This window comes from Acinetobacter sp. MB5, assembly GCF_003261585.1.
GTDB lineage: Bacteria > Pseudomonadota > Gammaproteobacteria > Pseudomonadales > Moraxellaceae > Acinetobacter.
Genome location: NZ_POVU01000005.1, coordinates 215,665 through 235,545, shown reverse-complemented (window position 1 = coordinate 235,545; position 19,881 = coordinate 215,665). Strand labels below are relative to the sequence as shown.

Genomic DNA, 19,881 nt, shown 5'->3' with positions numbered 1-19,881 from the left:
TCCTTTGTTATTGTGGCTTTATTATGTCTATCAAAATTGGTAAACGGGCAATTCAGAATAACCCTATATCTGTACTCAAAAAAATCTTATCTCAAGTTGAATCCCGCTTAGAATCCACGGCACAGAACGGTTTTTTCCAAGGTCGAGTAAAAACCATCAAAACAGCCAAAGGGACAAAACTTAATACTGTATTTGCCCTGATCGATATAGATCGAGTTATTGCGTCACATACTGCTGCCGGTGCAGAAAATCCCCAATACCCTCAAGAATTACAGCCGCGTGACCGTAGTCGAGATTCATCTCAAGCATGGGTACAAAAAACGGCAAATGATATCGATCCTGACAGTTTAGGTATGTCTGGCCGCGCAGATACTGGTGCACCAATTGTGGGTGATGATCTGGTGGTAGAATCTGGAAATGGTCGAACTATGGCACTCAAGCTGGCATATGAACGTGGTACTGCAGATGAATACAAAGCATGGTTAGAAACTGAGGCGGAGTATTTTGGATTTAGCCATACACAGGTGCAAGCCATCCAAAAGCCCATGTTGGTACGCATGCGTACAACACCGATTGATCGTGCACAGTTTGCCATTGAAGCCAATCAGGATGACAAACTTAGCTTTACAGCAACGGAACGCGCCAAAGCAGATGCGAAACGGATTGATGATCAGTTGACCATGTTATTTTCACCCAGTGAAGATGGTGATCTGCTGTCTGCCAGCAACCATAAATTCCTGACTGGATTTATGGCCAAACTTGGAGATACTGAATCTGCACAATATCGTGATCGAGACGGTAACTTTACCCAGGCATTTGCAACACGGGTTAAACAGGCGATTTTTGCCAAGGCATACAATGATGATCGTTTACTTGAAATGATGGCAGATCACAGTAAGCCTGAAATGCAGAACATGATTAATGCTCTGACTGCATCGGCACCTAAATTTATTGAAGCTCAGGCAGCCAGCCGTGCTCAGGTTGAAGATGTGGCCAGTAAGATTGTGGATGGTATAGAGCAGTCCCTTGACCAAAAGGTCATGAATGCCATCATTGATGCAACTAATGCTATCTTAGCCGCCCGCCGTAATAATCAGGAAATTACCGAATTCATTAAACAACAAGGCTTATTTACAGATCTGCATGAAGGCGTACCTGAATTGGCAGTATTCATTGCTGAAAACAATCGCAGTGCCAAGAAACTAGCAGTCTTTTTTGAAGCAATCGCTGAATATGTCGAGAAAACTGGTTTAGATAGCCAAAACTTAGGGCTGTTTGGTGAACCTGAACCCATCAGTGTGGGGGATGCTGTGCAGTATGCGTTACAGACCTATCAGAATCATTTTCAAAACAAGAAGCTAGTCATGTTTGATGATCTTCATCTTGGGAATAGGGAAATTAACTTAGATGAAGTTACTGAAGTCAATCCTCTTAATGCTCTAGCAATACTACATGCTATCTATGCAGATTTACTTGAAAAAGAAATCGGGCAAGAAACTTTAGCTGAACAAGGTTTGAGTTTAAGCCAACCTAATAACCCATATTCGATTCAGGATTTGGGTGAGAAGATTGGCGGTGCACGTAAAGATACGGCTATGAAAGGCATGAAGAAATCCCGAACATCAGCCAATCTGGATTCCAGACCAGGATGGATGCGCCGTTTTAATATAGTTGAAATTGTTGCTGGGAATGGCGCTGGTACTTGGGAAATCATTGATACCCGTAAAAAACACTGGAATGGTGGTGCTGTAACAGTTGCCCGAGGTTTTAGCAGCGAAACAGAAGCAGAAATGGCAATTCCATTGGTAGCTGTATCACAAAAACATCGTATTTATCGCGCTGCAGGTGAGAACCGCGATAAATTTGCTATTTACCGAAATATCAATGACCGAAAACGTGTTCAGATTGTTGAAACGCTATTTAATACTGAAGAAGAAGCCAAGCTGTATATGGTTCTACATGCTAAGGACATCATTGAAACTAATAGCACATTTGGTGAAGTAGATATTCCAAAGCCTGAAAATACAGTGCGCCAAGGTCCAGAGTATCGTCAGGGTAATGCCGATGGCCAAGACTTCATGAACACTTTTGGTTTGCGTGGGGTTGAGTTTGGTAACTGGAATAATCAGTCTGAACGTCAGGAATTATTAAACGATGCTTTTGATGGCTTAATGGATTTGTCCACAGTACTTGGTGTTTCCCCTAAGGCAATCAGTTTAAATGGTGATCTTGCTTTGGCATTTGGTGCACGTGGCCAAGGTCTAAGTGGTGCTGCAGCGCATTATGAGCGTTCTCGCGCAGTGATTAATCTGACCAAAAAGAATGGCGCAGGTTCACTGGCACATGAATGGCTACATGCTTTAGACCATCATTTAGGGCGTTTAGATGGGCGCGCAAGTTCAGATTGGAATCAACATAATGATGGTACCCGATCCCTTAAAATTGATGAAACAGGCTATAGAGATTATGTCAGCCATGGCTTTTCATATAACTCAAAACTTGATCCTGAAGTAATTGAGGCTCATAAGAAGTTAATGAAAGTTCTTAGCTATAAGGATCAACAAGTTGCAGCAGATACAGAGGGGGCAGAAAAGTTTGTTAATGAAGCTAAAGATCGTGTTAAGAGTAAGTTAGATGAAATTCGCGCATATTTACTGAGACAGCTTGATCCAAAATACTACAAGCGTTTAAACAAACCTGCTTCAGAGAAACAAATTGCTGAGTTTGATGTATGGGCAAACAAGATCCTCTCAGCTGAAATGTTAGAAACAGAAGCGCGTAAAAATCCAAATGCACGTAGCGCTTGGGGATTCCGACAAACCAATGATGCTTTGGATGCAATCAATAACATTATGAAAGCTATTCGTGGGCGCCAGGGATTTGCAAACGATGGTAAGGGAACCTTAGATTATTTACGTAGCTATATGAGTGGTTATCGCTCACGTCTCGAAATGCTAAAAACCGAGCAAAGTAGTGATACCAAGACCAAGCAAGTGGTGACGGATTTTAAGATGGATGCTAATCGTTTGGATAGCGGTCGTTTAGGTAGTTACTGGCAACTAGATACAGAAATGTTGGCACGTGCATTTCAAGGTTATATTGAGGATAAGGTGAAAGAGAAACAGGGATATAGCCCATTCTTGAACTATGGACCTGAAGGTGCTGCGCTGATTACGCCTTGGGGTGTGAGTTTTGTCTTTCCACGAGGGGAAGAGCGAAAACGTATTAACCAGGCATTTGATGAACTATTTGAGCTGATGCGCCGTAAGGGGATATTACCTACCAATTAAAGTTGCGGATACAGGAATTCCTGTATCCTATAAAATCAATAATATAGAGCTACTGCTTGAATGCTTATTAAGGGAAAAATTTCTTATTTTGTTAATTTATAAGCTATCAGGAGCTTCTGGAACCTCTTAAAAATCATTCTATTTCGGTAACGCATAATATCCTAAACACAATTAGGGTATTTTTATGGGTGATTCTGCAATTGCTCAGGCGAAGGCAGCAAATACAAGCACGATTAAGCTACCAGAAAGCAGTGTTAGCTTGCTGTATGACAATATTTCATCACATCTTGTTGCCACAATCACAGCATTAGACAGTACCAAAGAGGATCTGCCTGCTTTAGGTGATGGCATAGTAAAAGGCTTGTTTGTTGATGGAGATCAGAATATTGAAAGCCAGTGGCAAACGCCGTTTGAAAACTCCAATCCTGAGCAAAAATTACCAACGCTCATGGCTGGCATTCAGTCTGGTGAATTAAGTAATACGCTCGGAGCAGTCGCTGAAGCAGTAGGGCTTGATAGTGTTACTCAGAAATTACAGGATGGTTTGAGTGGGCTGAGAGGAAAAACCAACTTAACGAAGATTAATACTCGTCAGGTTTTTCTTTCTACCGCATCAATTCGCCTAAACCTGACATTGGCTTTTATTGCGATCAAGGATCCTAAAGTTGAAGTCGAGGATCAGATTTCATTATTACAACAATGGGCATTACCACAATCCTTAGCAAGTGAAGGGATTATTAGTGGCTCTGTGCAAAGTAAAAGCATTGATTTGTTTCCCAGTATCATCCCTCCATTTGTTTCACTGACTTTGCATGGCAAAACTTATAAGCCGCTCATTATTGAAAGCGTTCAAGCACCTCTTAATGTACCGATTGATGTGAATGGCAATCGTTTATCAGCGCAGGTGCAGATTAACTTAATGAGCCTTACTGCCTGGGATAAACAAGACATTATTAACTTATATGGTGGCTCTAAATAATGATGCACTTTGATTCGATTCAAATCGGTAGCACATGCTATCAACTTAAAGAGCTAACTTTTCATAACTCACTTAAAGTTGCAGCGATTCCCAAGCAGTTGAATGAAAAGCGTCTCAGTGAGTTATTACGGCATATTTTGGTTGATGGTCTAGATCCACTCAAAATGACTGTGCAGGAACGATATGCGCTTTTGGTCACGTATCTTGAAAAGCAAACCAAAACCTTGCTTGAGATTGATATGAATATGCAACCCTATTTGCCGCAATATCAGGAGCAGTGGTTTACCTCAATACGTCTTGATAATTTAACTGTTCGCCAACTTACGGGGCTTGAAGCTGAATACCTTGAGTCAAAATGCAAAAGTGTTGCGGAATGGATCTCTTGTGCCATGGCATTACAAATGCGGTATGACCAGCATGATGTTCTTGCTGAAGCAATCGACCTTGATAACTTTGAACCACAATTCTTGCTACGGTTAGAGCATTTCAAACAGCTGGGACAAATTGAATTCAATCAGCATTATGAGTTGTATTCTGAATGCAATAACCAGTTACAAAGCATTCTACGTATAGCAGTCAATGATCATGGTTTTGTAGTTCGTGGAGGTACGGATGATGCGCCAATCCGATTTTGCCCCTCTGCCATCTTTATCGGACTCATCAAAGACGTGGACGAGTTGCATTATGGAGAAGATGTTCACGCTCAGTAATGATACGGGTATTGCCATGAACCATGTCTTTGATCTACCCCTGAGTTTTGATCCTGATTTTTATGGATCTGATGCCTACAAAGCAGTGAAGGCAAAACGAAAAGCTGAAAATGAAAAGCAGCAGGTCTTTTATAAAATCATGAATGAAGTCATCAAAGGTATTAACAGAATCATTCGTTAATTGTCGATTTTGGAACCTCAGAAAACCCTTAATAATCCAGCACTCATAATGAGGTCATTCAGTAATGGTTAGTAGTTATGAGTGTATATGAATTTCTTGCCCAATTTGCCAAGTCGACTTATGAGACCTTAACAGTGAATAGTATGGTCATTTGTGCCATGACTTTATCAGTTGTGACATCTGCAATTAAGTCGATCAAACAAAAGGGCAAGCTGGATTGGGTCGAAGCTTTACTATGTGGATGCTTAACACTCGCCGTATCCAGTACTTTGGAATACCTCAAACTACCCCGTGAAATTTCAATTTTCTTAGGTGGATTCATTGGCTTTAAAGGCAGTCTTTGGATTGATGCGTTTATTAATCGCAAAACAGATAGTGAGGAATGATCCAATGGGTATATTGGGAGAAAGTATTTTTCGGTTTAAGTCAGTTCAATATGGTGCTGCAGCTGTAGGTTTGATTGGTGTGATTTCACCATTTCTACAGACGATCGTAGATACAGGAACATTGCAGGAACCGTATCTCACTTTAGTAAAAGGTGCATTGGTATTGTGTGCAGTCATTATTGGTAAAAAACAATATCAACCTGAGCTACATCAAGACAATGTTCTAAGTTTTGCTGAGTTGAAAGAAGATGCGATTAGCTTTGATGAGGCGTTTGAGCGATTGATTGGCCATGAAGGTGGCTACTCTAATGATAAGAATGATCCAGGTAATTGGACAGGTGGACAAGTAGGTAAGGGAACATTAAAGGGAACTAAGTATGGGATAGCTGCAAATACCTACCCGAACTTGGATATCAAGAACTTGACACTTACTCAGGCAAAAGAGATTTACCGAAAAGACTGGTGGAATAAGCTTGGTGCTGATGGAATCCACTCGGCAATTGTATTTCAGCTATGGGATTTTGCCATTAATGCCGGCAAGGTCCGAGCAATTAAAGAATTACAGCAAGCGATTGGGTTTGTTGGCTCTCAAGTAGATGGCAAGTTAGGTCCAGCAACCAAAGCCAAGATTAATGAATTTGATATTAATGATGTCATTCTGACGTTAATGGCTGAGCGTTTAAAATTTTATACTGGCTTACCGACTTTCTCTAGATATGGCAAAGGTTGGGTAGGTCGGTGTGCTGAGAATTTGAAATATGCGGCTAAGGATAACTGACTACAAATCTCCCCAAAGTCCACACACAAAAGAATATCGAATAATAGTAGAGAAAGTTGATGCATACATATTGATGAAGAGCAATTCAGTCAAGTATGGAATGCTATCAATTAAGATGTTAAAAAATAAAATTTGACAGATTTCATAAATAATTTTATATACTTATTTTTAATAGGAAACTATTTTTTAACGTACGCTGTAGTTTTTCGTTTTATAGCCATGTGAACTCTTCACATGGCTTTTTTTGTTTAAAAAATGCTTGTAAGGTATTTCATCTATAGTTTTATGTGAATGCTTATTTATTGCCACCATGACAAAGTTTTATGCTTTTTCCTTATAGATTTTATGGAATTGAATATAAAAATTATGAAAATTTATAATATTATAAGTTAGAAAATTCTTTATAAGACGAGCATACAATGAAAAAAATACTCTTTTTGCTTGCGACAGTACTCATTTTTGCATCATCAGAAGTTCCTGCGAAAAAAACTCATGCAGTGAGTGATGATGCGATAAAAGAAAAAATCATTCAGGAGTCCATAGACTCGTATCCTGGGCCATGTGCTTGTCCTTATAATTCGGCTAGAAATGGCAGTCGCTGTGGTAAGCGTAGTGCTTATTCGAGAGCAGGGGGATATGAAACGATTTGCTATAAAGAAGATGTAACCAAACAAATGATTCAAGACTATAAAAACAGGAATAAAAAATGAGCAAGACTCTAAAGTTTTCAACTTTTACACAAGACGTTATTGCCATCATGGTGATTTCAGCTGTAATCATCATAGGACTATTGCAGCTTCAGATCCGTCATAAAGACAGAGCTGGTAGCTATGTCGAGGGAACAGATGGTTACTCAGGTTACACATTTGCAAGAGACAATAATTTGAAGTCAAAAGCTGAGTGTGAGTATGCAAAGCTACCACCATCGTCTGCCGAAGAAACCAGTGATGAGTTTATGCAGGGCTGTCATAAGTATTTCGACAATTAAATCATAATGGAGTTATTCATAAAAAATCTCAAACATTCTTACAAATATTATTATCAAGGATGCAAAGTAGTTTAAATTTCCATTTAGGTTAGAAATTCTATATTTATCTGTGATTTAAAAGCTTTAATATATAAGCTTCAAGTTGATAAATTACATCAGTCTACAAAAAAGTTAAAAAAATATTTTTTCATGATTTGTAGACTTATTTGTAGACTGTTGAAATACAATCAAGGGTAATTGAATGCAAGTCGGTACAACCTTTAAAAAATTTAAGTTATTGAAAATACAATGGAATACAACTAAATGCTAGATATTCCAATCAGGGCTAAACTAGGTGGTTTTTACTTTTTCTACTATGCAATTGTTGGCATTTTCATGCCGTATTGGAATTTATATCTCCAACATCAGGGTTTTAGTTTTCAACAAATTGGATGGTTGTCTTCAATTGCAATTATTACCCGTTTTTTTGCGCCATTAATTTGGGGATGGATCGCAGACAAAACTGGTAAGCGCATGTTACTTGTCCGTATTGCGACTTGGGTTGAATCCTGTATTTGGTTTTTAATTTTTGTTATTCCAAATAATTTTCAGTCTATAGCAGCACTGATGCTGATTTTTAGTTTTTTCCAAAATGCGATATTGGCTCAATTTGAAGGTGTGACACTTTTCTGGCTGGGTGATGAAAAAGCAAAATATTACGGGCGAGTGAGAAAATGGGGATCTGTTGGCTTTATTGCTGCTGTATTTCTAATCGGTGAATTACTCGACATCATTTCAATTCGCTGGCTGCCTATTATTTTATTGAGCATCGCATTTTTGGCATTTCTTTGGGCCTTTACCATTCAAGAACCGAGTAATGCACCTAAAGCTCAAAAAAATTTACAACCAATTTGGCAAAATATTCGCCGCCCTACAGTCTTGGCATTCTTTTCAATTGAATTTATTTTACTGTTTTCATTTGCGCCATTTTATAGCTTTTACAGCAACTATTTACATGCTCAACAATATACAACCGCACAAATTGGAACATTATGGGCTACAGGGGTAATTGCTGAAATTATCATGTTTGCTTATGCACAACGCGTCTTTTTACAACGTTTTTCATGGCAAAAACTGGTGATCCTATGCATTTTGCTCACCTCTATACGTTGGCTCATTGTGGGGGTGTATTCCCATTATTTTGTTATCCAAATTATGGCTCAAACCTTACATGCTTTTAGCTTTGGATTATTTCATCTGATTGCGATGAGGGTCATTTTTCAAAATTTTAGTGCTGAACAACAAGGACGTGGACAAGCCTTGTATAGCACCATGTGGGGAATTGGGGTTGCTGTGGGGAGTATTTTGGCTGGGCATTACTGGAATATGGTTTCAGGACAACATATTTTTATCTATGCAGCAATTGCTGTACTTGTTGCTTTACCACTCACTTACTGGTTGCCTCGTCAATCTGAAGCAGATGGTGCATTGGCAACAAAGAGCTAAAAAACAAGTTATTAATACAATCTTTTAAAGTAGATGTGCTAAGTTATTCTTTATCACTTAGAGGTATAGAACAACTTATGAAGCAATTCGTCATCTGCAGTGTTTTTTGTCTGTGCTCAACATTTGCAATTGCAGCATCTAAATCGACTGATGAATCTACTGCTGCGGCAAATATTCAAAATGACAATTCAATTAATATTATTGTACGCCCACAAATCGTAGGATTATGGGGAATGGAAATCCCAAATAATAAAAAATGTGTTGAATATTACAACTTTAAAAGCAGCAATCAAGTCATTATTAAAAGTGCCGCAGAATGGTCAACAGGTATTTATGAATATCAGCCATCGAATGAAAACTCAAAAATTGGTGCACTGGCTTTACAGGTTAAATACGACAACAATCAACGTGACTGCTTAGGGCATCAACAAGATCAGGCAGGAGAGGTATCTCAATATTTTGTGCAGTGGAGAAATCCAAATACTATCCAATTTTGTGCTTCGGAAAAGGATGACAAGTGTTTTGTAACCCTTCGTCGTGTTCTACCTTAGTCTATGAAAAACAAGTATTTTTATTAAAATAGCAACTTGTTTTATAAAAATACTTGTTTAATTGAATAAACAAGCGTATTTTAATTATAAATGTTTTATTTGTGATGAATTTGATGTTACAGCAACCTATCTCTATTTCTTACAACGCGTATTACTGGCACTTTAGATAGTCGCCCGAATACGTTTGGGCACGGAAAAGATAGGTTGCCCATCAAAAAATTTAATACCTGATTGGCAACCCCAATCAGGTTTTTTTATATTTTAAATTTGGAGAATTATGATGTTTACAACTTATCTAGTGGCTTATTTTCAACCTCGATTCTGGTTCTATTTTTCAGCGAATCGCTCAGAAATACATACACCCTTATTGATGGATTAAACGCCAAGGAAATTTTTATGAACAGCGTCTTAATAACTCCACAGCAGCTCAAACAGCAACAACCTTTGACAAGCGAACTTGCTGCACAAGTACAACAACAGCGACAAACGATAGAAAGAATTTTAAAAGGGCAGGACTCACGTTTATTGGTGATTACAGGTCCTTGTTCAATTCATGATCCAAAAGCCGTTTTTGAATATGCAGAAAAATTAAAAAAATTACAGGCTCAAGTTGAAAAACAAATTTACTTTGTGATGCGTGCATATATCGAAAAACCGCGAACTACTGTAGGTTGGAAAGGTTTTTTATATGACCCAAATTTAAATGGTCAGGCAGATCTTAATGAAGGTTTAGCTCAATCTCGCGAATTGTACTTACAAATTTTAAATCTGGGTTTGCCACTTGCCAGTGAAATTCTAAATCCAATGGTGACAGGTTATTTTGATGATCTTTTGGCTTGGGGTGCAATTGGTGCACGCACATCTGAATCACAAATTCACCGTGAGATTGCAAGCAGCTTGCCATACCCAGTAGGCTTTAAAAATGGAACGGATGGCTCTGTGCAAATTGCCACAGATGCCATTTTATCTTCACAGCATTCACATCAATTTTTCGCAATGGGACAAACGGGTGCGCCAGTACTGCTAGCGAGTTCTGGAAATCCTTTAGCCCATATCATTTTGCGTGGCTCAAATTCTGGAACAAATTACGATGCTGCCTCAATTCAGGCTATTCAGAAAACATTGAAGCAGCCAACTGCAATTATTGTCGATTGTAGTCATGGTAATAGTGGTAAAGATCCACTACGTCAGCCAGAAGTATTACAGCAAGTGGTACAAGAGCGAGAACTCACTCAAGTTCGTGGTGTCATGCTAGAAAGCCATTTGGTTGATGGACAGCAGAAAATTTCTGAATGTATGGTCTATGGTCAGTCTGTCACAGATGGTTGTTTGGGTTGGGATAAAACTGAAGCATTATTACTTGAGATGGCTGAGCAGCTTGATCAGAATCAGTTAAAGAAGATTGTTGCTTAATTCAACAAAAACAGAAGATGAGGGGAAACCTTATCTTCTGATTCGCTGTGATGATTCTATGAGTCATAGGTATCGCCTATTTTACATAAGTGGTTAATTTTTAATCATTTTTTATTTTTGATTAATATTTAAGCATGTTAATTTTCTGTGGATGAGTGCTATACATACCTAAAATTTTAGTCAAATTTTCCATTAATTTTTTAATATTTTTACAAAAAATTTATTCAAATATTTGTTTTATAGAAAGTTTTTAATTTATTTTTTTAATATTTTGCATTGGAATCATTGGAATCATTGGAATCATTGGAATCATTGGAATCATTGGAATCATTGGAATCATGGATCATGGATCATGGATCATGGATCATGGATCATGGATCATGGATCATGGATCATGGATCATGGATCATGGATCATGGATCATGGATCATGGATCATGGATCATGGATCATCAGAAATTAGACCAAATCGACATTTGAGCCACAAATTAAACGAAGCAGATTTAAATGATTTTTAAACTGAGATGCGACCACAAAGCAGCATTCTAGGCTGCATTTTATAGCAATCACTTATTTCGTATAATGTATATTATGTTAAATAAGATACACCTGATAATAACTTCATATCTTTCTTTCTCTGACTACTATTCAATAACTTAAGTGATTTTTCTTTTACTTCTAAAATATGACATGTTGACCTTAATAATACTTCACAAACTTTATTATGCTTGCTTTAAAAACCATTCATTTGGAAAAGAAAATCTTAAACTTAAATAATTATTCTGCTATTTGATCTGGACTCATCTTGTCCTGTTTGTACCCTATACTATAACAGCATGAAGTTCCTTCGAGCACTTGTAAATCACTAGATATTATAATAATTTTGTATATTAAATAACCTTAAGAAACTTCACCTCATCAGCGAATAAAACTAAATATGATACTGATGCTAGAGGCTAAATATTATGCAATCAATACGTTTGAGCTTGTCGCTTACTGTATTACCCGTAGCCATCATAATTAATGTTTGCACACCAGTACATGCTGATACAAATGCGACAATGCTTCCTTCGCCTCAAAAGATAGTTTACCCCAGCATTGATTCAAGTTTGGGTGAAAGTCTTTATCCAAATGAAGCTGTTATCGCTGAAAAAATCGCAGATGTAATTGAAAAATCCATCCGTGAAAAATATTCTGTAGGCACTGCCCTACGTGATGCACATCCTAAAGCACATGGGTGTGTACGCGCAGAGTTTCAGGTACAGGAAAAACTGCCCAAAAACTTAGCTCAAGGAATTTTTATTCCTGGTAAAACTTATAAAGCATGGATTCGTTTCTCTAATGCATCTCCTGATGCCAGCCAAGCAGACATTAAAAATGATGCGCGTGGAATGGCGATAAAAGTTTTAGGCATACCAGGAAAAAAACTTTTAGAAAATGAAAGTAATGCATCTACGCAAGATTTCATCATGATTAATCATCCTGTCTTCTTTATTAATGATCCAGATCGTTATCTAGCCTTAATGCAGGATATAAACAGCAAGAATTATTTCAGAAAATTTCATATTCCTTTTGCGTTGGGACTTAAAGGAACCTTGATTGCAGCCAATCTCAAAACGAAAATTTCAAACCCTCTACAAACGCGATATTGGTCTATGGTTCCTTATCAGTTGGGATTAGGTTCTGATCGTCAAGTCGTGAAATATTCTGTTCGAGCATGTTCAGCAGTCGTAGACCCGATGCCAGTTCAACCCAGCCATGATTTTTTGCGTGAGGCACTTCGAAATAGCCTGCAAAAGCACGATGCTTGTATGGAATTTCTGGTGCAACCAAGAACATCAAACACCATGTCAGTCGAAGACTCCATGACCGAGTGGAAGGAAAGTCAAGCTCCCTTTTATCAGGTAGCAACAATTCATATTCCTCAACAGGTTTTTGATACGCCAGATCAGAATAAGTTTTGTGAAAATCTTTCTTTTACACCATGGCATGCTTTACCTGAACATAAACCGCTCGGTGCAGTCAACCGAATGCGTAAAGTCATTTATGAGCGGATTAGTCGAGTCAGACATGAGATGAATTTGACCAAAAGACAAGAACCTTAGCCTATTTATTCTCTTGACTATACGAAATAATTAAAGGAGCTTTGTTGCAACAGATTTAGACCATAAAGTGCTTCCCACACCATCTAAACTCAAGACACAACTTGGGTATGGGATTGCCCTGTTTTTTAAATTTATTCAGAATTGTTATATGTGCCTGAATTTCATCAAGTTCAATTAATAAAGATAAATAAGATTTTGAAAGTTATAGGTAAATTTTAAAAAATATTGCTGAGATTGATTTATCACTCACCTGATGGCTTGATAATTTTTTGAACAATATGCTCATGTGTCGGTACAAGTCCTGCTTTTAATCCCAGTGGTTTAAACACTTTATCTAATACAGACTGTGTCAGTTTGCCTTTGTCTTGCTCAATATCGGTTAATGTTCTACGGCTGATGCCGACCAAAGTTGCGTATTGTTCTTGAGACATTCCCAGCACATTTTTGCGTAAATACGTCAACAATTGCCCCAGTGTAATTTCACTAAACAAATATTGTTTATATAAATCAATAAGAACTTGCTGGCGATCTTGTGTCTGATTTTTGTTCATAAAAGTTCCCATCTTTTCAATTTGGCTTCGATGTAATCAAATGAAAGCCCTGACATTTCAACAATTTGCTCAGGTACCCCCCGATTGATTAATCGCTGTTTTAGTCCGACAAGCTTAATTGCCAATGATTTCAAGGTATTTAGGGATAAATCAGGGTCACACCATGGCGTGAGTCTTTGTGCAATTTTATCCCAACGATATTCACCTCCCTCTTCATATGGACTTCCCCACGTTGTCGATCTGATAACATGTTCAGGATCTGCTTTCATCGGTGCAAAGTCATAAATTGGAGAAAGAAAAATATGCCCAGATTTCTTTAAAAATGACGTATTACGGCCATGATTATCTGAGTTTCCAAAAATAATATTGAGTAAGTCTCGTTGTAGCCATTCACAAACAAAACGCGAAGAATCAAAATTTTGATCAATTTTAGTCAGTAAATGGCATAGGTCTTCAATCACCTCAAAGTGATTTAGATGACTTCCTGAAGGCTTATTTAATATTGAATAAACGGATTCTAGCCCATGACGATGCCACTGTTGATTACGCCATTCAGTATCAAATCTCGGCAGCCATAAAGATGGATATTTTTCACCTTCTATCAACTTCATTCCTGTTGTTTCAATCGTATTAAAGCCGAGCGCTTCAAGTTCATGGTAATAGTAATATTCGGCCCTTAAAATATTACAGTCAATTTCACTGCGATTATTTCTAGGAAATTTAACAAGATAGTGTTGATCCGGCTGATCAAAATTTTGCTGATAGGTATCAATCCAGACATTTTGATCTTCCGAAACCCGAATGAGGAGTTTTGGTGCTTCCCCACCCGCACCCGTTGCCCCGCCACTGATTGCCCCCATTTGCTGTGCATATTCTAGAAAATCAGCATTGCGATCTGCCACATCTTCGGTACTAAAATAGCGTAAGTGCAGCGTTGATTCAGGATTGATCGGTGGAATTGCTTCCTTAATTCGTAAATTCCCAACAGGCGCAATGCCGCCTTTTTCCAATAAAATACTGTCTTGTTCTGCATTTGGTAGTCGCTGTAGACCTAAATAATTCACCCAATAGCGTCGTGCAGCACCAGAAGGAACAATATCATCTAAGAAACCAAACCACGCTTTTGACTCATGTTTAATCAGCAGTTGTACAGGCAGTGATATGCTACAGGCATGCTCATCTCGTTGATCTAAATATGAAATTGCGTATTCTAATTGATACTCTAATTCACTCGCTCCTGCCGAACCCTTTTGAGGTTCTAACAACTGAAGTTCAGCGATATCACACCAGTTCGCATTGAGTAATGCCTGTATTGTTAATTTTTTCATTAGGGAAAAATGAGCAATTATTTTCTCAAAATTAGCATAAAATAAAATAATTGTGAATATATTTGCTCAATTTAACTTACATTATCATTATTTTGTGCAAATTTTTGCTCAAAAATATTTAACATGAGTTTCTCATGAAAGAGAAAATATGATGTTAAAACTAGAAAGAAATTTACTCATCAAATAATTAAGACGATTTCACACAAAAGCATAATATAAATCACTAGATGCTCATTCATTCAACCGTATCTAGTGATTTGATATTCAATATTTTCTAATTAGCCACTCGATCAAATTTCCCACATTTTTTATAAAACTCATTTCGGAAGCAGTGATATAACACTGCGGTTTTTTCTGGCATTTTGATTTTTTTTTGTGCTTCAAAAGCAATTTCATCAGCCACATAGCCATATGACTTCACTTTTTCATCTGGCTCACCCACAATTTTCTCTGCCAGAGAGTGCTCAAAAATAAAATAGCTCATCATGCGCATGACCGCACGGAAATGCCCTTTTCCAACCACATCCTTTTCACCCAGCAATACATGCCAGCCCAAGTCATGCGAATCTGCCGCATAATACAATGCTAGACGATCACGGGCAGCTTCGTAGATTTCCAGATAACCAACATCTCGCCCCTGAATCTGAATGATATAAAGCCGCTGGTGGTCATCGACAGCCATTCGCTCAAAATACACTTCAAGCTCTAATTCGGGTTTATCCATCTGCCACTGTGAAACTACATGCGGCTCATGCATCCATTTAAATAACAATGGAAAATCTTGTGGTAAAACCACTTCTCGTAAACCATATTGAATATTTTTCTCAGAATATTCAAAAGATTCAGGTAATTTTTTGGATATTGTTATCATCACGATCATCCTTTGGAATATGGATATTTCAGGATTTTAAAATAAGATATTTTGGACATAATCCACTTTAACGATACAGAATCAAATATCTTATTTCTCAATCTCAACAGGATTAATCCAAGGTATAGTATTTAAGTGGTGAGAAACCATTAAACTCGATTGAGCTATAACTGGTTGTATAAGCACCTGTAGATAACCAATATAAATGATCACCAATTTCTAGAGATAAGGGTAAGTCATATTTTTTATTCTGGTACATAATGTCCATACTGTCACAGGTTGGTCCTGCCAAAACTACTGGATCAGAATGCCCTGTTTTTTCACACAGAATAGGATATTCAATCGACTCGCCTAATGTTTCAATCAAGCCATTAAATACCCCGACATCGGTATAGAGCCATCTTTTATTGCCTGAATGTGGTCGCTCTGAAATTAGTACAATTTCAGACACCAAAATACCCGCATTCCCAACCAGTGAACGCCCTGGTTCCAGAATAATCTGCTCCAGACCATAATCTTTAAACAGCGCCAGTGCCGCATTAATTTGCTCAGAGTAGGTCGTAAATTCTGCGGTTTTCTGCACATATTGGGCAGGTAAACCACCACCGAGATTGAGCATTTTCAGGAAAATCTGATGCTGGTTGGCCAGTTCATCAAAAATTGCCTTGGTTTCCTGCAATGCATTATCCCAAGACCCAATATTGCGCTGCTGAGAACCCACATGGAAAGAGATCCCATAAGGCGTTAAGCCCAATTCCTGTGCCTTGATCGCAAGATCGATCACCGACTGTGCATCACAACCAAATTTTTTCGACAACGGCCAGTCTGCAGTCTCAGCACCATCGATCGACAAACGGAAATACACTTTAGAATTCGGGGCATACTGCGCAATATTCAGCAAGTCAGCCTCTGAATCGGTCACAAACAGACGCACGCCTTGATCATAAAAATATTGAATATCTGCTCTTTTCTTAATGGTATTGCCAAAAGCGAGTCGTGACGTTTCAACATTATATTTAAGAACTTTATTTAACTCATTGACCGAAGCCAAATCAAAACTCGCCCCCAGTCGGGTGAGGCTGTCAATAATTTCATCGGCTGGATTGGCTTTGACGGCATAAAAAATTTCAGCGGTTGGAAAGCCCTGTTTCAGTTCCAGATAATGTTTTTCAATTACACTTAAATCTAAAACTAAAAATGGTGTCGGCTGTTCCTTGATTAAGGTCTTTAAAAAACCCTTAATCTCTGGTTTAAAATACGATGGCAGATTCATCATCTATTCCTGAAAAAAATTGATCTGTATAATTCACTTAAAGAAATGTAGAGAAGCACTAGGCAACAATTTCTTCAGGTAGTGGTTTAAATTCCTGAAACGCAATTCTTTGCTCGACTGGATAAATCTCTTTACCCATGATTTTATTAATAATAATTGCATTTCGATAACAGCCCATTCCTAAATCAGGAACCGTAAATCCATGCGAATAAATTCCGACATTCTGTACAAAGATATTTTCCTGATCATTTGCACTATAGTTCTGATTGACCTTGATACGCCCTTTATTGTCCCAATTCACGATCTGGTTTAAAGGCTGTAAAAATGGCGGGATTTTATATTCATAACCCAATGCCAAAATCAGAACATCCGATTTCATCTTGAATTTTTGATTGACATCGAGGTTTTTAAACACCAGATCCAGTTGATTATCTTGGTCAGCCACCGATTCAAGCGCACAGTTGGGTAATAATCGGGTCTGGATTTTAGCGGTCTTGGATTTTTGATACAGAAGATCATAAATTCGGTTAACCAAACCAATTTCAATGCCTTTATACAAGGCACTTTGCGACTGAATCACCTGATCACGTTTGTCTTGATTGAGTGAAAAGAAGTGCTGTGTATAATCAGGCGATGTGTACTCTAAAGTTAATTTACCCAGATCCATCGAGAAGAAATGCGGCGCTTTGGTGACCCAGTTGAGTTGATACTGGTGTACATCAATTTCAGACAATAAATCATAATAAATTTCTGCACCACTTTGCCCACCACCAACGATGGTAATGGATTTTTTATGCTGATATTCTGATTTATGTTTGATGTAATTGGCACTTGAATGCACGTCATTACTGATATTTTTACAGAATTCTGGAGTAATTGGCGTAGTGCCTGTACCCAGCACAATATTTTTAGCAAAAACTGAAAATTCTTCGACATTATTCTTTCTGACTGTCACAACATAATGCTGTTTGTCTTGATCATAATGCACATTTTCCACATGGCTGCTAAAGTGTACATTGGAGAGCTGCTGGGCTGCCCATTTGCAATAATGGTTATATTCTGCACGTAAAATAAAAAAGCTTTCACGAATAAAAAATTGATATAAGTTATTATTTTCCTTCAAATAGTTTAAAAATGAAAATTTATTTTTTGGGTCAGAAAAACTCACCAGATCAGCAATAAATGGAATCTGCAAAGTGCTCCATTCAGGCATAATGCCACTATGCCAGTCGAACTCTTTTTTATTATCAAAGAATATGGTTTTTAATTCACTCATCTCTTCTGTCAAACATGCCAAACTTAAATTAAATGGACCAACACCAATACCCACGACATCATAAATATTTTCGTTCTTCATTTTTTACTCCTCAACTTACAGCTTCTGTCTATTTACTTTTCCAACATGGGTATATTTAAAATCTGCAACAACTTCAATTTCATCGGGGATCTTATATTGCGCAATATTTTTATCGATCAGGAATTTGCGTATTCCCTTGAGATTAATGTCACTATCTTGCTGTTTCGGAATAATAATCGCCTTGATCCGCTCACCTAAATAAGGGTCGCTCACGCCTACAACGCAGACATCTTTGACCAAAGGATGGTTGAGAATAAATTCCTCAATTTCACTCGGGGTAATTTTTTCGCCAGAACGGTTGATTTGCTCTTTTTCACGCCCTGTCACCACGATATTGCCATCTTCATCGATATAGCCAATATCACCGGTTTTATAAAAACCATCCTCCGTAAAAGAACGACGATTAATTTCTGGCAAATTATAATAACCATTAATCGTATACGGTCCTCGGGTATGAATATGCCCGATTTGGGTCACTGCCAAGGCTTCTCCAGCATCACTGGTAATGCGGATCTCATCAAAAACCGACAGTTTTTTCCCTTGGGTGTTGACCATGGTCTCAATCGAGTCATTCAGATGAGTGAAGTTCACCAGACCTTCTGCCATGCCATACACCTGTTGCAATTTGACCTGCAACTTTTCAACAATTTGCTTGGCAAGTGTCGGTAGCAATTTGGCCCCACCCACCTGAATGACTTCCAGACTACTCAAGTCATAGTCATGCAGGCTTTCAGAGTTGAGCCATAGGGTTGCAATCGCAGGTACCAGTGAAACTTGCTGAATCTTATGTTTTTGAATCAGTTCAAAGCAGATTCTTGGGCTAGAATGCTGGCTGATCACCACCATTCCCCCCACATAGAATGTGCCTAAAAACCCAGGAGAACTCATGGTGAAGTTATGCATGACTGGCAAAACCACCAACTGCTTCGCCTGCTGATTGAGTTCTGCCACATCGACACTCAGTTGAACCGAATAAATATAATCGGCATGAGTACGGGGAATCAGTTTAGGTAACCCTGTAGTGCCCCCTGAGAGTTGCAAAAATGCAATATCTTCTGAGCTTGCACGCGTTTGGATGGCTGGATCGGCAACAACACCGTCCAACATGGCAAACGATTGTGCCAGTGAGGCTTGGCTCGTCACAGTCTGTCTGAACCACAGTTTAAAATTAGGTTCGGCGAACTGGTCGGTAATCTCTGCGGCATCTTTTTGCGTCGCAGAATCAATCAGACGAATATAGCCACTTGCCCGACTTTGTCTGGCAATATTTTCAATCTCATAGGAACCATGCCCGTTTAGACAAAATACAGGTCTAGCGCCAATATAATACAGCCCGAAAATCACCACAAAAACTTCAATGACATTGGCCGACTGTACCAGAACAAAATCCGTTTCCTGAATGCCCTTTTGCTTGAGATAAGTACCAAACCGAATCGCATAGGCATACAACTCAGAATAGCTTAGTTGCTTATTATCTTGTAAAACCGCAAGATTTTTCCCATAGTTTACATGAGCATCTTGCAACAACTGAAAATGGGTACGTGCTTGCCAGCAACCCTGTTCCCGATAAAATTGTGCTCTAGATTCAGGGAATGGGACAAAGCCATTTTGAATATCTTGTTCGATAAACATATAT

At 38.3% G+C, this 19,881-nt stretch carries 18 protein-coding genes; 12 read left to right on the top strand and 6 right to left on the bottom strand.

Annotation, left to right across the window (positions count from 1 at the left end):
• Positions 1–23: 23 nt before the first annotated feature.
• The 12 genes from C1A47_RS17670 to C1A47_RS08865 all read left to right on the top strand — a co-directional run bounded on the left by C1A47_RS17670 (position 24) and on the right by C1A47_RS08865 (position 12,865).
• Positions 24–3,290: an LPD1 domain-containing protein gene (locus tag C1A47_RS17670; protein ID WP_162625930.1), complete on the top strand. Its 3,267-nt coding sequence runs from the start codon at positions 24–26 to the stop codon at positions 3,288–3,290.
• 184 nt (positions 3,291–3,474) lie between these two features.
• The gene (locus C1A47_RS08915; RefSeq protein WP_111894514.1) at positions 3,475–4,269 is read left to right on the top strand and encodes a hypothetical protein; all 795 of its coding nucleotides are present in this window, start codon (positions 3,475–3,477) and stop codon (positions 4,267–4,269) included.
• Entirely contained in the window at positions 4,269–4,979 is a 711-nt protein-coding gene (locus C1A47_RS08910) for a hypothetical protein (protein ID WP_111894512.1), read from the top strand. Before C1A47_RS08915 ends, C1A47_RS08910 begins: the two co-directional genes overlap by 1 nt.
• Complete coding sequence (locus C1A47_RS08905) at positions 4,963–5,160, top strand: hypothetical protein (RefSeq protein WP_111894510.1); 198 nt, start codon at positions 4,963–4,965, stop codon at positions 5,158–5,160. Before C1A47_RS08910 ends, C1A47_RS08905 begins: the two co-directional genes overlap by 17 nt.
• A gap of 77 nt (positions 5,161–5,237) precedes the next feature.
• Positions 5,238–5,546 carry a phage holin family protein gene (locus C1A47_RS08900; RefSeq protein ID WP_111894508.1) on the top strand — a complete coding sequence of 103 codons (309 nt, stop codon included), beginning with the start codon at positions 5,238–5,240 and terminating at the stop codon, positions 5,544–5,546.
• A 253-nt stretch (positions 5,547–5,799) separates the two neighbouring features.
• On the top strand, positions 5,800–6,324 hold the full coding sequence (locus C1A47_RS08895; RefSeq protein WP_111894552.1) for a glycoside hydrolase family 108 protein: 525 nt from the start codon (positions 5,800–5,802) through the stop codon (positions 6,322–6,324).
• A gap of 419 nt (positions 6,325–6,743) precedes the next feature.
• The gene (locus tag C1A47_RS08890; protein WP_111894506.1) at positions 6,744–7,034 is read left to right on the top strand and encodes a hypothetical protein; all 291 of its coding nucleotides are present in this window, start codon (positions 6,744–6,746) and stop codon (positions 7,032–7,034) included.
• Positions 7,031–7,312 carry a hypothetical protein gene (locus C1A47_RS08885; RefSeq protein ID WP_111894504.1) on the top strand — a complete coding sequence of 94 codons (282 nt, stop codon included), beginning with the start codon at positions 7,031–7,033 and terminating at the stop codon, positions 7,310–7,312. The genes C1A47_RS08890 and C1A47_RS08885 overlap by 4 nt, the downstream gene beginning before the upstream one ends.
• Positions 7,313–7,615: 303 nt before the next feature.
• Complete coding sequence (locus C1A47_RS08880) at positions 7,616–8,797, top strand: MFS transporter (RefSeq protein ID WP_111894502.1); 1,182 nt, start codon at positions 7,616–7,618, stop codon at positions 8,795–8,797.
• Between the two features lie 77 nt (positions 8,798–8,874).
• Positions 8,875–9,348 (top strand): hypothetical protein, encoded by a 474-nt coding sequence (locus C1A47_RS08875; RefSeq protein WP_171294358.1) that lies wholly within the window; start codon positions 8,875–8,877, stop codon positions 9,346–9,348.
• A 366-nt stretch (positions 9,349–9,714) separates the two neighbouring features.
• A complete protein-coding gene (locus tag C1A47_RS08870) occupies positions 9,715–10,761 on the top strand; it encodes a 3-deoxy-7-phosphoheptulonate synthase (protein ID WP_227539761.1) in 1,047 nt (348 codons plus the stop codon).
• Positions 10,762–11,725: 964 nt separating this feature from the next.
• Complete coding sequence (locus C1A47_RS08865) at positions 11,726–12,865, top strand: catalase family protein (protein ID WP_111894498.1); 1,140 nt, start codon at positions 11,726–11,728, stop codon at positions 12,863–12,865.
• 242 nt (positions 12,866–13,107) lie between these two features.
• Here the strand turns inward: C1A47_RS08865 and C1A47_RS08860 are convergent, their stop codons facing one another.
• The 6 genes from C1A47_RS08860 to C1A47_RS08835 form a co-directional block, all read right to left on the bottom strand.
• Entirely contained in the window at positions 13,108–13,428 is a 321-nt protein-coding gene (locus tag C1A47_RS08860; protein WP_111894496.1) for a helix-turn-helix domain-containing protein, read from the bottom strand.
• A complete protein-coding gene (locus C1A47_RS08855; protein WP_111894494.1) occupies positions 13,413–14,744 on the bottom strand; it encodes a type II toxin-antitoxin system HipA family toxin in 1,332 nt (443 codons plus the stop codon). The genes C1A47_RS08860 and C1A47_RS08855 overlap by 16 nt, the downstream gene beginning before the upstream one ends.
• 274 nt (positions 14,745–15,018) lie before the next feature.
• The gene (locus C1A47_RS08850; protein WP_111894492.1) at positions 15,019–15,615 is read right to left on the bottom strand and encodes a GNAT family N-acetyltransferase; all 597 of its coding nucleotides are present in this window, start codon (positions 15,613–15,615) and stop codon (positions 15,019–15,021) included.
• Positions 15,616–15,727: 112 nt separating this feature from the next.
• Positions 15,728–16,888 carry a type III PLP-dependent enzyme gene (locus C1A47_RS08845; protein ID WP_111894490.1) on the bottom strand — a complete coding sequence of 387 codons (1,161 nt, stop codon included), beginning with the start codon at positions 16,886–16,888 and terminating at the stop codon, positions 15,728–15,730.
• A gap of 58 nt (positions 16,889–16,946) precedes the next feature.
• Positions 16,947–18,245 (bottom strand): lysine N(6)-hydroxylase/L-ornithine N(5)-oxygenase family protein, encoded by a 1,299-nt coding sequence (locus tag C1A47_RS08840; protein ID WP_111894488.1) that lies wholly within the window; start codon positions 18,243–18,245, stop codon positions 16,947–16,949.
• A 15-nt stretch (positions 18,246–18,260) separates the two neighbouring features.
• Positions 18,261–19,877 carry a (2,3-dihydroxybenzoyl)adenylate synthase gene (locus C1A47_RS08835; RefSeq protein WP_111894486.1) on the bottom strand — a complete coding sequence of 539 codons (1,617 nt, stop codon included), beginning with the start codon at positions 19,875–19,877 and terminating at the stop codon, positions 18,261–18,263.
• Between the last annotated feature and the right edge of the window lie 4 nt (positions 19,878–19,881).